The organism is Gordonia abscondita (assembly GCF_032711245.1).
Lineage (GTDB): Bacteria > Actinomycetota > Actinomycetes > Mycobacteriales > Mycobacteriaceae > Gordonia.
This window is the reverse complement of record NZ_CP128986.1, coordinates 3,518,641-3,532,177: the sequence shown is the minus strand read 5'-3', so window position 1 is coordinate 3,532,177 and position 13,537 is coordinate 3,518,641. Positions and strand designations below refer to the sequence as shown.

Below are 13,537 nucleotides of genomic sequence, written 5' to 3'. Positions count from 1 at the left end.
GGATTCATGGGGTCGGGCAAGTCGACGGTCGGCACCGTGCTCGCCGAGCGCCTGGCCGTCGACTTCGTCGACACCGACGCCGAAATCGAGCGGCGCGCCGGCCGGACAATCCCGGAGATCTTCACGGCCGATGGCGAAGACGGATTTCGGGCGATCGAAGCCGACACCGTGCGTGAGGTCCTCGCGTCGGCACGCGGCGTCGTAGCGCTCGGGGGCGGTTCGCCGACCGTGCGTGCGATCCGAGACGCGCTCGCCGGGCATCACGTCGTCTACCTGGAGATCAGCGCCGACGACGGGTTCGCGCGAGTCACCGGGTCGAGTCGACCGTTGCTGGCCGACGATCGTCCGGCCGACCGCTACCGCGCCATCCTCGCGGCACGCGTCGAGCACTACCGAGGCGTCGCAACCCACATCGTGGACGCCGCCCAGCCGGTGACGTCTGTGGTCGCCGACATCATCAGCCGACTTGATCAGGAGAACTCATGACCGAACCGGTCACCGTCGCAGTCCGCGCCGCCGCCCCGTACGACGTCACGATCGGCCGCGGACTACTCGACGATGTCGCGACTGCAGCGAAGGGTGCTGACCGCATCACCATCGTCTATCAGCCGACGCTCGCGCAGACTGCCGAACAGATCCGCGAATATCTCGCCGAACGAGGCTTCGATGCGCACCGTGTTGAGATCCCGGATGCCGAAGCAGGCAAAGACCTGTCGGTCGCGTCGTTCTGCTGGGAGGTGTTCGGGCGCATCGGCATGATGCGCAACGACAAGGTGATCAGTCTCGGCGGCGGCGCAGCCACTGATCTCGCGGGTTTCGCGGCAGCCACTTGGATGCGCGGAATCGGTGTCATCCACGTGCCGACCACGCTGCTCGCGATGGTCGACGCCGCGGTAGGGGGTAAGACCGGCATCAACACGGATGCCGGAAAGAACCTGGTGGGCTCATTCCATGAACCGGACGCCGTCCTGATCGACCTCGCGACACTGGAGACGGTGCCGCACAACGAGATCGTGTCCGGTCTGGCCGAAGTGATCAAGACGGGATTCATCGCCGACCCGGTGATCCTCGACCTGATCGAAGCCGATCCCGAAGCGGCACTGGACCCGAAGGGCGATGTTCTCCCCGAATTGATCCGCCGCTCCGTGCAGGTGAAGGCCGACGTCGTCTCCGCGGATCTCAAAGAGTCGTCGCTGCGGGAGATCCTGAATTACGGGCACACGCTGGGGCACGCGATCGAACGTCGCGAACAGTACAAGTGGCGGCACGGAGCCGCTGTCTCGGTCGGCATGGTGTTCGCGGCCGAACTCTCGCGGCTCGCCGGCCGCCTCGACGACGAGACCGCCGACCGGCACCGCACGATCTTGGAACTTGTCGGACTCCCGACATCTTACGATTCGGACGCGCTGAACGCGCTCCTCAAGACCATGGCCGGCGACAAGAAGAACCGCTCGGGCATGCTGCGCTTCGTCGTCCTCGATGGTCTGGCCAAACCGGGACGACTCGAAGCCCCCGACCCGTCGCTCATCGCGGCCGCCTACTCGGCGATCGCAGGTGGCACGCAGTCGGGTGGGGGAGCGATCCTACTCTGAGAGAGGGGCGTCTCCGGGTGGTGAGCCAATAGCAACGGAGACGTGAAACCACCTGTGCGATAGGTGGATTCACGTCTCCGCTGGGGCAGCGGTACTGCTCAGGCTGCGACGGGAGTCTGCTCGGTCGGGGCCTCGGCGTTGCGCTCGGCCTTGCGCTGTTCGCGGCGGATGATTAGGCGACCGATCGAGGCGCCGAAGAAGGCCGGCACGAAGATGATGAGGGTGATGAACGAGGTGCCTGCGAAGATCTCGACGGCGAACGACGACTGCCCGATCCCGTTGAACCAACCTGCGGTGCCGACGATCCAGCTGACCAGGCAGGAGATGAAGCCGGCCAGCAGACCGGCCTTGAGCCAACGCACGGTGAGGTCTTCGTAATCGTCCGGGTCGGCGTGGGCGCGTGCGTCCCGGATGCCGTCGATGCCGCCCCAGAGGATGGCGATGAGGACGACCGCCGCGAGCGCGAGCGACGTCGACAGCGTCTTCGACAACGGTGCGGCGATCACGACGGCACCGAGGATGAAGCGGGCGGCGATCTGCACAATGGACATCACAACGCCACGAATAAGCCACGAAGTCATGTGGACACAGTAGCCGCCTAGAACATGTTCAAACAATGGAGACATACCGATGGGTAATACAAACGTTCGCCGTTGCTCTGCGTTGGCCGTCTCGCCGACCGTCGCCGACGCGGACGCGATCATCGTCACCGACCTGAACAATGTGCGGTATCTGACGGGGTTCACCGGCAGCAATGGTGCGGTCTTGGTGTGGGGCGCGGAGTCGATGGACGACGACCGGAACAGCGCCGACGGCCGCATCAGCGCCGACGATCACATCAGCACAGACGATCACATCAGCGCCGACAACCGGATCTGCACCGACGGCCGCTACCTCACGCAGGTCGCCGAGCAGAGTCCGGACGTGACGGCGATCATCGCCCGCGACTGCCCGAGTGCGCTGCTGCGGTTCGTCGCCGACCGCAAGCCGGGGGCACGCGTGGCCGTCGAAGGGCACGTGGTCACCGTCGCCGCATACGAGGGCCTCACCGAACTCTCCGCCGAGCTCGGCGTCCAGCTGGTCCCGGTGGTCGACGCGGTCGAAGAACTCCGTGTCGCGAAGGACTCGGCAGAAGTGGAGTTGATCACGTCGGCCTGTGCAGTCGGCGACGCCGCACTCGCCGCCCTGATCGCGCGCGGGGCGATCGCGCCAGGTCGGACCGAGCGCCAGGTGGCGCGCGACCTCGAATGGGCGATGTTCGAGCGGGGTGCGGACGCCATCGCGTTCGAGACCATCGTCGCCGCGGGTGCGTGGTCGGCCGTACCGCACCACCGGCCGACCGACGCCGTCTTGGCAGCAGGTGACCTGGTCAAGATCGATTTCGGTGCCGTCGTCGGCGGCTACCACTCGGACATGACGCGCACTTTCGTGCTCGGCGAGCCGGCCCCGTGGCAGGTGGCGATCTACGACGTCGTCGCCGCAGCCCAGCAGGCGGGACGGGACGCGCTGGCCGTGGGCGCCGACCTCGCCGCAATCGACGGCGCGGCACGCACCGTGATCGCAGACGCGGGATACGGCGAGTACTACGTGCACGGTCTCGGGCACGGCGTCGGCCTGCAGATCCACGAAGCGCCGGGAATCGGAGCCGCTTCGAGCGGTACACTGCCTGACGGCGCAACGGTCACCGTAGAGCCTGGGATCTACCTCCCGGGGCGCGGTGGTGTGCGGATCGAGGACACCCTGGTGGTCACCGACGGCGGATCGACGTCCCTGACGACGACGCCCCGGTCGCTGACCGTCCTGTAGACACGCTCTGTGCGCCCCACCCGGCCGACAGAGACGAAATCAACCCCGAGGAGAATACTCATGGCGACGACCGCCGACTTCAAGAACGGGCTCGTTCTGAAGATGGACAACCAGCTCTGGCAGATCATGGAGTTTCAGCACGTCAAGCCCGGTAAGGGGCCTGCCTTCGTCCGGACCAAGATTAAGAACGTCACGTCGGGCAAGAACGTCGACAAGACCTTCAACGCCGGCGTCAAGGTCGAGACGGCGACCGTCGACCGCCGCGACATGACGTTCCTTTACAAGGATGGCGCCGACTTCGTCTTCATGGACGGCGAGACTTTCGAGCAGATCAACATCCAGCCCGAGGTCCTCGGCGACGGTGCCCGCTTCCTCCTCGAGAACATGACCGTTCAGGTGTCGACGCACGAGGACGAGCCGCTGTCAGTGGACCTGCCCGTCACCGTCGAACTCGAAGTTACCCACACCGATCCCGGCCTGCAGGGCGACCGTTCCACCGGCGGCACCAAGCCCGCGACCCTGGAGACCGGCGCCGAGATCAGCGTCCCGTTGTTCATCAACACCGGCGATAAGCTGAAGATCGACTCGCGCGACGGCAACTACCTCGGTCGCGTCAACAGTTGACGCACTGTTCGAGAGCCAGCAGTGACGGACCCCGTTCGAGAACCAGTAGTGACGAGAACCATCAGTGAGTGAAGCGAAGGGCCGCCACCGCATGCGCGGGCGCGCGGTCGACATCCTGTTCGAGGCCGAAGCCAAAGAGGTCCCGGCGACCCAGTTGGTCAAGGAGCGACGAGACTGGTTCGCCGAGCACGACGCCGTCGGCGAGATGACCGGTTACACGGTCACGCTCGTCGAGGGCGTCTCGGCGGACGCCGCCCAGATCGACGCGGTGATCTCCTCACACCTGGAGAACTGGAAGTTGCACCGACTGCCCGCCGTCGACCGCGCCATCCTGCGGTTGTCGGTGTGGGAGCTGCTGTATTCGAACGAGGTCGACATCAACGTCGTCATTGACGAAGCGGTCAAGCTCGCCAAAGAGCTGTCAACCGACGAGTCGCCCGCGTTCATCAACGGGGTACTCGGCCGGGTGGCCGAACTCGCCCCTCAGGTCCGCGCCGCCGCCTCGGCGGAGTAGACTGCTTCATCAAGCGTAAATCCTTTAACGGACCGTCCTGTGAGGCGGAGAAGGAGGTCGGCTTGGTTCCGCCAGTCGATGATGCCCGCCACCCGATATCGGGCGATCCACGTGTACTACTCGACGCGTCAGACGTCGGCCGGACCGTGGCGAGGATGGCACATCAAGTCATCGAGAAGACCGCTCTTGACGAGCCCGGTTCACGCCGGGTGCTCCTGATCGGCATCCCCACCCGCGGCACATCGTTGGCGCAGCGGCTAGCAGCCAAGATCGCCGAGTTCACCGGAGTTGACGTGCCGACCGGTTACCTCGACATCACCCTGTATCGCGACGATCTGCGTGACAAGCCCCATCGCCCCCTTGAACGCACGCTCGTGCCCGAAGGGGGAGTCGACGGCGCACTCGTCATCCTGGTCGATGACGTCTTGTTCTCCGGTCGGACCGTACGCGCCGCGCTCGACGCGCTGCGCGACCTCGGCCGACCGGCCGCCGTCCAACTCGCCGTCCTCGTCGATCGCGGTCACCGCGAACTGCCGTTGCGCGCGGACTACGTCGGTAAGAACATTCCGACGGCCCGCGACGAAGACGTCCAGGTGCACCTGCACGAACACGACGGCCTCGACGAGGTGGTGCTCCGATGAAGCACCTGCTCTCTGCCGCAGACCTGTCGCGCGACGAGGCGATCGACATCCTCGACGAAGCTCAGCGGTTCGAGCAGGCGCTCGCCGGTCGCGAAGTGCGTAAGCTTCCGACACTGCGCGGCCGAACCGTCATGACGGTGTTCTACGAGAACTCGACGCGTACCCGCGTGTCGTTCGAGGTCGCCGCGAAGTGGATGAGTGCCGACGCGATCAACGTGAGCGCGTCGACGTCGTCGGTCAACAAAGGCGAATCGCTGCGCGACACCGCGAAGACTCTCCGGGCGCTAGGCGCCGACGCGCTCGTCGTCCGGCATCCAGCGTCCGGAGCGGCAGCCCAGATCGCGCGGTGGACCAACGACGGCAGCGACGTCCTCGGGATCCCCGGCTCAACCGGGCCGTCGATCATCAACGCAGGCGACGGCATGCACGAGCACCCGACGCAAGCGCTGCTCGACGCCTACACGATTCGGCAGCGCCTCGGTGGACTCGAAGGTCGCCGCGTCGTCATCGTCGGCGACATCCTCCACTCTCGGGTCGCCCGATCCAACGCATTGCTGCTGTCGACGTTGGGTGCCGACGTGGTCCTGGTGGCTCCGCCGACGCTGCAACCGACCGGAGTCGACACCTGGCCCGTGCGCGTAGCGACCGACCTCGACGCGGAACTTCCCGCGGCGGACGCGGTCATGATGCTGCGCGTCCAGGCCGAACGCATGAACGGCGGCTTCTTTCCGAGCAGCCGCGAATACGCGGTGCGTTACGGACTCTCGGACGCCCGCACGGCGATGCTCCGCGACGACGCCGTGCTCTTACACCCGGGCCCGATGCTCCGCGGCATGGAGATCGGCTTCGATGTCGCCGACGCACCACAGGCCACGGTCCTCGACCAAGTCCGAAACGGCGTCCACGTCCGGATGGCGGTCCTGTTCCGGCTCATCGCGGGCGCTGAGGAATCCGTCGCCGACCACACCCCAGTCGATCTCGGAGGAGAAAAGTAGTGACCGTCACCGGTTCGGCCCTGATAACCAACGTTCGGCCATACGGTGACGGCGACCCGATCGACGTTGCGATCGTCGACGGCGTCATCTCTGCGCTGGGCGCGGGCCTCGACGCGCCCGATGGCGCGGAGCGGATCGACGGTGGCGGCGGCGTCCTGCTGCCCGGATTCGTTGACATGCACACGCACCTGCGTGAACCCGGACGGGAAGACACCGAGACGGTCGCATCGGGATCGCTGGCGGCTGCCCGCGGCGGATACACCGCGGTGTTCGCCATGGCCAACACCGCTCCGGTCGCCGACAACGCGTCCGTCACCGACTTGGTGTGGCGCCTCGGGCAGGAAGTCGGCCTCGTCGACATCCATCCCGTCGGTGCCGTGACCGTCGGACTCGCAGGCGAGCAGCTCGCCGAGATGGGCATGATGGCGCAGGGCGTTGCTGGAGTCCGGCTGTTCAGCGATGACGGGAAGTGCGTGCACGACCCGGTCCTGATGAAGCGCGCCCTCGAATACTCGACCGGGCTCGGCGTTTTGATCTCCCAGCATTCGGAGGACCCACGGTTGACCGTCGGCGCCGTCGCCCACGACGGACCCACCGCGGCGCGACTGGGCCTCGCCGGTTGGCCACGCGCCGCCGAGGAGTCGATCGTCGCCCGTGACGCGCTCCTCGCTCGGGACGCGGGAGCTCGTGTGCACATCGCGCACGCGTCGACGGCAGGCACTGTCGAACTTCTCAAGTGGGCGCGCGGCCAAGGCATCGACATCACCGCCGAGGTGACCCCGCATCATCTACTCCTCGACGACTCGCGGTTGGAGACCTACGACGGCGTCAACAAGGTGAACCCGCCGTTGCGCGAGGCGAGTGACGTCGCCGCGCTCCGCCAGGCGCTCGCCGACGGGGCGATCGACTGCGTCGCCACCGACCACGCACCGCACGCGTCGCAGGAGAAGTGTTGCGAGTTCTCGCAGGCCCGTCCGGGCATGCTCGGGCTCGAAACCGCACTGTCGATCATCGTCGAGACCATGGTGAACGCCGGGCTGCTCGACTGGCGGGGGGTGGCGCGGGTGATGAGTGAACGCCCCGCGGAGATCGTCGGGCTCGACGATCAGGGCCGCCCGATCGCGGTCGGCGAACCCGCGAACCTGACCGTCGTCGACCCGGCCACCGAGTGGACGGTCCGCGGCGGCGCGCTGGCGAGCAAGTCGCAGAATACGCCGTACGAGGAGATGACCTTGCCGGGAACAGTGCAGGTGACCCTCTTGCGGGGGCGGGTAACAGCGCGACGGACGGCGGGTGAATGGCAATGACCAACTGGGCCTACTACCTGATCATCGCCGTCGTCGCCATCGCGATCTGGCTCGTCCTGGTGTCGCTCGCGCTGCGCGGCTGGCGCAACCGCGGACGACGTCAGGCCGACCTGGTCGGCGAGTTCCCGCAGACGCCTGCCGACCTCGGTGAGCCGGTTCGCGGACCCCACACCGGACTGTACGTCGGTAGCACCCTCGCACCGAGCTGGCAGAATCGGGTCGCCGTCGGCGACAAAGGCGACCGTGCGAGCGCCGAGCTGACCGAGTACGACGACGGGCTGCTGATCACGCGCCACGGGGCGTCAGAGATCTGGATGCCTCGCGAGTCGCTGATCGCGGTCCGCACCGAGAACGGGCTTGCGGGCAAGGTGATGAGCCGCGACGGCGTGCTGGTGATCCGGTGGGCGCTGCCCAACGGCACCGAGATCGACTCGGGTCTGCGCGGCGACGACAAGACGACATATCCCGCGTGGGTCGACGCCTACGAGGAATTGAACGAACGGGCTTTCGCGGCCGTCGAAGCAGCAGACCTCGAGAACGCGAAGAACGAGGCCGGCACCAAGAAGAAGGAAGACTAGATGAGCAAGGCAGTACTGGTGCTGGAGAACGGCCAGGTGTTCACCGGGCTGGCGTACGGAGCCACCGGACAGACGGTCGGTGAAGCCGTGTTTTGCACCGCGATGACCGGCTACCAGGAGACACTGACCGACCCGAGTTACCACCGGCAGATCGTCGTCGCGACGGCGCCGCAGATTGGCAACACCGGGTGGAACAGCGAAGACAGCGAAAGCCTGCTCGGCAAACGCTCCAACGTCCGCTGGGTGCCGGGATCGCCGGACGGCGGACCGTACAAGACATGGTCGTCGGACTTTATCGACCGCGACGACCCGGGCAAGATCTGGGCGGCAGGCTACGCGGTCCGGAACCCGACGCGCCGCGTCTCCAACTGGCGGGCCGGCTCGACCCTCGACGGTGAACTCGCCGACCAAGGCATCGTGTCGATCGCAGGCATCGATACGCGCGCGCTCGTCCGGATCCTCCGCGACAACGGCTCGATGCGGGCGGGTGTCTTCTCCGGGGACGCGCTGCGTTCCACCGAGGAGATGCTCGACGTGGTCCGCGCCCAGCCGTCGATGGCCGGCGCCGACCTGGCCGCCGAAGTCAGCACCGCTGAGCCCTACATCGTCGAAGCTGCCGGGGGAGAAGCCCGCTTCAAGGTCGCCGCCCTCGACATGGGCATCAAAGCCAACACTCCGCGGATGCTCGCCGCCCGCGGCGTCGAAGTCCACGTCCTCCCGTCGACGGCCACGTTCGCCGACATCAAAGCGCTGAATCCGGACGGCTTCTTCCTCTCGAACGGTCCGGGCGACCCGGCGACCGCCGATGCCGCTGTCGCGCTCACCAGCGAGGTCGTCGACTCCGGTCTGCCGACGTTCGGCATCTGCTTCGGCAACCAGATCCTGGGAAGAGCCTTCGGACGCGGCACCTACAAGCTCAAGTTCGGCCATCGCGGCATCAACATCCCGGTGTTGGACACGGTGACCGGTCGGATCGCCATCACCTCGCAGAACCACGGCTTCGCGCTCGAAGGCGAGGCAGGCGAAGAGTTCGACACCCCGCTCGGGCGGGCCCGTGTCTCGCATGTGTGCGCCAACGACGGTGTCGTCGAAGGCGTCGAATTGCTGTCCGGCAAGGCCTTCTCCGTCCAGTACCACCCGGAGGCCGCGTCCGGACCGCACGACGCCGCCAACCTCTTCGACAAGTTCGTCCACGTCATGGAGAACCCCGCCCAGGAAGGGACCCTTTCGTAATGCCCCGTCGTACTGACATCTCCCACGTCCTGGTGATCGGCTCCGGCCCGATCGTCATCGGCCAGGCCTGCGAGTTCGACTACTCGGGCACCCAGGCATGCCGCGTCCTCAAAGCCGAAGGACTCCGGGTGTCGCTGGTCAACTCGAACCCGGCGACGATCATGACCGACCCCGAGTTCGCCGACGCGACTTATGTCGAACCCATCACCGCCGAATACGTCGAGCGGGTCATCGAAGCCGAAGCGGCAGCCGGCCACCCCATCGATGCGGTCCTGGCGACCCTCGGCGGGCAGACGGCTCTGAACACCGCCGTCGCACTCCACGATCGCGGTTCGCTCGAGAAGTACGGGATCGAATTGATCGGCGCCGACTTCGACGCCATTCAGCGCGGCGAGGACCGCCAGAAGTTTAAGGACATCGTCGCCAAGATCGGCGGCGAGAGCGCCCGGTCCGCCGTCTGCTACACGATGGACGAAGTCCGCAAGGCCGTCGACGATCTCGGCTTCCCGGTCGTCGTGCGCCCCTCGTTCACAATGGGCGGCCTCGGCTCCGGTATGGCCTACAACGACGAGGACCTCGACCGCATCGCAGGCGGAGGGCTGGCCGCTTCACCGTCCGCGAACGTGCTCATCGAGGAGTCCATCCTCGGTTGGAAGGAGTACGAACTCGAACTGATGCGCGACAACATGGACAACGTTGTCGTGATCTGTTCGATCGAGAACGTCGACCCGGTAGGCGTCCACACCGGTGACTCGGTGACCGTCGCCCCGGCGATGACCCTCACCGACCGCGAATACCAGGTTATGCGCGACCAGTCGATCGCTATCCTCCGCGAGGTCGGCGTCGACACCGGCGGCTGCAACATCCAGTTCGCGCAGAACCCGCAGGACGGACGCCTCGTCACCATCGAAATGAATCCGCGAGTGTCGCGGTCGTCGGCTCTCGCGTCGAAGGCAACCGGCTACCCGATCGCGAAGATGGCCGCGAAGCTCGCCATCGGCTACTCGCTCGATGAGATCACCAACGACATCACGAAGGTGACTCCGGCCGCCTTCGAGCCGACCCTCGACTACGTCGTTGTCAAGGCTCCCCGGTTCGCGTTCGAGAAGTTCCCGGGCGCCGACGACACCCTCACCACCACCATGAAGTCAGTCGGCGAGGCGATGAGCCTCGGCCGTAGTTTCGCGGAGGCCTTCGGCAAGGTGATGCGGTCGATGGAGACCAAAGCCGCAGGATTCTGGACCGAACCGGGTCGCCCCGACCCCGCGACGCTCGACGTGGACGCGCTCCTCGCCGACATCGCGGTCGCCCGAGACGGACGCATGCACAAATTGATGCTCGCTCTCGAAGCAGGCGTCTCCATCGAAAAACTGTATGAGGTCACCGCGATCGACCCGTGGTTCCTCGCCGAGATCGATGGGATTCGCGAAGTGGGCCACCAGGTGCGCGACGCCAACGACCTCGACGAGGAACTGTTGCGCACCGCCAAGTCGACGGGTCTGTCGGACCGTCAGATCGCGGCGCTCCGCAATGACCTCGCCGATGAGGACGCAGCCCGCGAACTCCGCATCGGTCTCGGCGTTCGACCCGTCTATAAGACCGTCGATACGTGTGCCGCCGAATTCGAGGCGACGACGCCGTACCACTACAGCGCCTACGAGATCGATCCCGCGGCGACGAGCGAGGTCGCCCCGCAGACCGAGCGGCCCAAGGTGCTGATCCTCGGATCGGGACCGAACCGTATCGGTCAGGGCATCGAATTCGACTACTCGTGTGTGCACGCTGCGCTCACCTTGAGTGAAGCCGGGTACGAGACGGTGATGGTGAACTGCAACCCGGAGACCGTCTCCACCGACTACGACACCGCGGACCGCCTGTACTTCGAGCCGCTCACGTTCGAGGACGTCATGGAGGTGTTCCACGCAGAGAGCCAATCGGGAACCGTAGCGGGCGTCATCGTCCAACTGGGCGGGCAGACACCCCTGGGTCTGGCCGCTCGCCTGGAGGCCGCGGGAGTGCCGATCGTCGGCACCAGCCCGGAAGCGATCGATCTCGCAGAAGACCGTGGCGAGTTCGGCCGTGTGCTCACCGAGGCGGGGCTGCCCGCGCCGAAGTTCGGTACCGCGACGACGTTCGACGGTGCACGGGAGATCGCCGCGGGCATCGGCTACCCGGTACTCGTCCGTCCGTCGTACGTCCTCGGCGGCCGCGGCATGGAGATCGTGTACGACGAGCAGGCGCTCGCTGACTACATTTCCCGGGCCACGGAGATCTCCGACGATCGCCCGGTGCTTGTCGACCGGTTCCTCGAAGGCGCGGTCGAGATCGACGTCGACGCCCTCTACGACGGCACCGACATCTTCATCGGCGGGATCATGGAGCACATCGAGGAGGCCGGCATCCACTCCGGCGACTCGGCGTGCGCTCTGCCGCCGATCACGTTGGGCGCCAACATCATCGATCGAGTGCGCGAGTCGACTGAGGCGCTCGCGAAGGGAATCGGCGTTCGCGGCCTGCTGAACGTCCAGTACGCGCTAGCCGACGACATCCTCTACGTCCTCGAAGCGAACCCGCGGGCGAGCCGAACCGTGCCGTTCGTGTCGAAGGCGACCGCGGTGCCGCTGGCGAAGGCCTGCGCGCGGGTCATGCTGGGCCGCACGATCGCCGAGTTGCGCGCCGAGGGGATCCTGCCCGCGAGCGGCGACGGCTCGTCGACCCCGGCGTACGCTCCGGTCGCCGTCAAGGAGGCCGTGCTGCCGTTCAACCGGTTCCGTCGCGCCGACGGTTCGGGCGTCGACTCGCTGCTGAGCCCGGAGATGAAGTCGACCGGCGAGGTCATGGGAATCGACGCGGACTTCGGTCGCGCCTTCGCGAAGTCGCAGGAGGGAGCGGGCGGTGCGTTGCCGACGTCGGGCACCGTGTTCGTGTCCGTCGCGGACCGCGACAAGGCCTCCATCCTGTTCCCGATCAAGCGTCTCGCCGACCTCGGATTCTCTGTGATGGCAACCTCTGGAACGGCCGACGTGCTGCGTCGCAACGGGATTGATGTCGCTACCGTCGCTAAGGCTGCGGACGCGGCAGCGGATACGAGCACGGTGATCGACGAGATCAAAGCGGGCAACGTCGACATGATCATCAACACCCCGTACGGCACGTCGGGGCCGCGCGTCGACGGCTACGAGATCCGTGCCGCGGCCATCGGCGCGACCGTCCCGTGCATCACGACGGTGTCGGGCGCAGGCGCTGCGGTCCAAGGGATCGAAGCGACGATCGGTGCGACGATGGGGGTCGTGTCCCTACAGCGTCGCCACGCCGAACTCCAGGGGCGCGCGTGAGCTTCGGCGTCCGCTACACGGAGGCGGTCGCTGCGCGCGGCCGCCTCTGCGCGGGGATCGATCCACACGCCGCACTCCTGACCGAATGGGACCTCCCGGTCTCCGTGGACGGCCTACGGGTGTTCGCGCAGGCCTGCGTCTCCGGGATCGCGCCGGTCGCGGCGGTGGTGAAGCCGCAGGTCGCGTTCTTCGAGCAGTTCGGTTCTGCGGGGTTCGCCGTCCTCGAGGAGACGATCGCCGGATGCCGTGCAGCGGGTGCGATCGTGCTCGCTGACGCGAAACGGGGTGACATCGGGTCGACGATGGCCGCCTACACGACGGCGTGGCTCGATGACGCATCGCCGTTGTGCAGCGACGCCGTCACGGTGTCGCCCTATCTCGGGTTCGGCTCCCTCGACCTGACGGTCGCCGCCGCACGCGCCTCTGATCGCGGACTGTTCGTGTTGGCGCGTACCTCAAATCCAGACGGCGAAGAGCTGCAGAATGCGGCGGTAGCCGCCGGGGGGACCGTTGCACAGGCGATCGTGGACGCGGCAGGCTCGGTCAACGCCGAGAGCTCGGGCACCGTCGGCGTCGTCGTCGGAGCGACGCGTGAGCACGGGCTGGACTTAGGTGCCCTGAGTGGTCCGATCCTGTCGCCGGGGCTTGGGGCCCAGGGAGCGACCGCCGCGGACCTGGCCCGCATCTTCGACGGCGCCGACGTCTCGTGGCTCCTGCCCGCCGCCAGCCGCAGCATCCTGCGGTCCGGTCCCGATATCGGCGCCCTCCGCGCCGCCGTTGAATCGACCCGCGACGAGATCGAGGCGGCCCTGAAGTAGGGAACTGCCCTTGTCTGGCGGCGCCGCTCGCCTCCGTCAGATGGCGGGCCGAGTCGAAACACCCGCCGCCCCGACGACGCACCAGGACGTGCCG

General features: G+C 66.8%; 13 protein-coding genes. 12 read left to right on the top strand and 1 reads right to left on the bottom strand.

The genetic code is table 11. From position 1 onward, the window contains the following. Nucleotides 1-6: 6 nt before the first annotated feature. Together MP11Mi_RS16565 and aroB are read left to right on the top strand one after the other, a co-directional pair. Nucleotides 7-486 carry a shikimate kinase gene (locus MP11Mi_RS16565; RefSeq protein ID WP_420712890.1) on the top strand — a complete coding sequence of 160 codons (480 nt, stop codon included), beginning with the start codon at nucleotides 7-9 and terminating at the stop codon, nucleotides 484-486. Continuing rightward, nucleotides 483-1,592, top strand: a complete 1,110-nt coding sequence (gene aroB, locus MP11Mi_RS16560; protein WP_420039968.1) for a 3-dehydroquinate synthase — start codon at nucleotides 483-485, stop codon at nucleotides 1,590-1,592. The genes MP11Mi_RS16565 and aroB overlap by 4 nt, the downstream gene beginning before the upstream one ends. A gap of 98 nt (nucleotides 1,593-1,690) precedes the next feature. Here the strand turns inward: aroB and MP11Mi_RS16555 are convergent, their stop codons facing one another. Then, a complete protein-coding gene (locus tag MP11Mi_RS16555; protein WP_420039967.1) occupies nucleotides 1,691-2,173 on the bottom strand; it encodes a B-4DMT family transporter in 483 nt (160 codons plus the stop codon). 49 nt (nucleotides 2,174-2,222) lie between these two features. Between MP11Mi_RS16555 and MP11Mi_RS16550 the strand changes: the two genes are divergently transcribed. The 10 genes from MP11Mi_RS16550 to pyrF all read left to right on the top strand — a co-directional run bounded on the left by MP11Mi_RS16550 (nucleotide 2,223) and on the right by pyrF (nucleotide 13,443). Next, nucleotides 2,223-3,398 carry an aminopeptidase P family protein gene (locus tag MP11Mi_RS16550; RefSeq protein ID WP_420039966.1) on the top strand — a complete coding sequence of 392 codons (1,176 nt, stop codon included), beginning with the start codon at nucleotides 2,223-2,225 and terminating at the stop codon, nucleotides 3,396-3,398. Nucleotides 3,399-3,458: 60 nt separating this feature from the next. Further along, nucleotides 3,459-4,022, top strand: coding sequence for an elongation factor P (gene efp, locus MP11Mi_RS16545; protein WP_420039965.1), 564 nt, complete (start codon nucleotides 3,459-3,461; stop codon nucleotides 4,020-4,022). Nucleotides 4,023-4,086: 64 nt separating this feature from the next. Continuing rightward, complete coding sequence (nusB, locus tag MP11Mi_RS16540; protein ID WP_372476864.1) at nucleotides 4,087-4,536, top strand: transcription antitermination factor NusB; 450 nt, start codon at nucleotides 4,087-4,089, stop codon at nucleotides 4,534-4,536. A 62-nt stretch (nucleotides 4,537-4,598) separates the two neighbouring features. Next, nucleotides 4,599-5,177, top strand: a complete 579-nt coding sequence (gene pyrR / locus MP11Mi_RS16535; protein ID WP_420039964.1) for a bifunctional pyr operon transcriptional regulator/uracil phosphoribosyltransferase PyrR — start codon at nucleotides 4,599-4,601, stop codon at nucleotides 5,175-5,177. After that, nucleotides 5,174-6,172, top strand: coding sequence for an aspartate carbamoyltransferase catalytic subunit (locus MP11Mi_RS16530; RefSeq protein ID WP_420039963.1), 999 nt, complete (start codon nucleotides 5,174-5,176; stop codon nucleotides 6,170-6,172). The genes pyrR and MP11Mi_RS16530 overlap by 4 nt, the downstream gene beginning before the upstream one ends. Then, nucleotides 6,172-7,479 (top strand): dihydroorotase, encoded by a 1,308-nt coding sequence (locus MP11Mi_RS16525; protein WP_420039962.1) that lies wholly within the window; start codon nucleotides 6,172-6,174, stop codon nucleotides 7,477-7,479. Before MP11Mi_RS16530 ends, MP11Mi_RS16525 begins: the two co-directional genes overlap by 1 nt. Next, complete coding sequence (locus MP11Mi_RS16520; RefSeq protein WP_420042140.1) at nucleotides 7,476-8,057, top strand: PH-like domain-containing protein; 582 nt, start codon at nucleotides 7,476-7,478, stop codon at nucleotides 8,055-8,057. Before MP11Mi_RS16525 ends, MP11Mi_RS16520 begins: the two co-directional genes overlap by 4 nt. After that, the gene (carA, locus tag MP11Mi_RS16515; RefSeq protein WP_420039961.1) at nucleotides 8,058-9,290 is read left to right on the top strand and encodes a glutamine-hydrolyzing carbamoyl-phosphate synthase small subunit; all 1,233 of its coding nucleotides are present in this window, start codon (nucleotides 8,058-8,060) and stop codon (nucleotides 9,288-9,290) included. It begins immediately after the preceding gene. Beyond that, nucleotides 9,290-12,625, top strand: a complete 3,336-nt coding sequence (gene carB, locus MP11Mi_RS16510) for a carbamoyl-phosphate synthase large subunit (protein WP_420039960.1) — start codon at nucleotides 9,290-9,292, stop codon at nucleotides 12,623-12,625. The genes carA and carB overlap by 1 nt, the downstream gene beginning before the upstream one ends. Further along, nucleotides 12,622-13,443, top strand: coding sequence for an orotidine-5'-phosphate decarboxylase (pyrF, locus tag MP11Mi_RS16505; protein WP_420039959.1), 822 nt, complete (start codon nucleotides 12,622-12,624; stop codon nucleotides 13,441-13,443). Before carB ends, pyrF begins: the two co-directional genes overlap by 4 nt. Nucleotides 13,444-13,537: the final 94 nt, after the last annotated feature.

Excerpts from the sequence above, each read along its gene's own strand:
- MP11Mi_RS16555 (WP_420039967.1), bottom strand. The coding sequence starts at position 2,173 with ATGACTTCGTGGCTTATTCGTGGCGTTGTGATGTCCATTGTGCAGATC.
- aroB (WP_420039968.1), top strand. The coding sequence starts at position 483 with ATGACCGAACCGGTCACCGTCGCAGTCCGCGCCGCCGCCCCGTACGAC.
- MP11Mi_RS16565 (WP_420712890.1), top strand. The coding sequence starts at position 7 with ATGGGGTCGGGCAAGTCGACGGTCGGCACCGTGCTCGCCGAGCGCCTG.
- MP11Mi_RS16530 (WP_420039963.1), top strand. The coding sequence starts at position 5,174 with ATGAAGCACCTGCTCTCTGCCGCAGACCTGTCGCGCGACGAGGCGATC.
- carB (WP_420039960.1), top strand. The coding sequence starts at position 9,290 with ATGCCCCGTCGTACTGACATCTCCCACGTCCTGGTGATCGGCTCCGGC.
- carA (WP_420039961.1), top strand. The coding sequence starts at position 8,058 with ATGAGCAAGGCAGTACTGGTGCTGGAGAACGGCCAGGTGTTCACCGGG.
- efp (WP_420039965.1), top strand. The coding sequence starts at position 3,459 with ATGGCGACGACCGCCGACTTCAAGAACGGGCTCGTTCTGAAGATGGAC.
- MP11Mi_RS16520 (WP_420042140.1), top strand. The coding sequence starts at position 7,476 with ATGACCAACTGGGCCTACTACCTGATCATCGCCGTCGTCGCCATCGCG.
- MP11Mi_RS16550 (WP_420039966.1), top strand. The coding sequence starts at position 2,223 with ATGGGTAATACAAACGTTCGCCGTTGCTCTGCGTTGGCCGTCTCGCCG.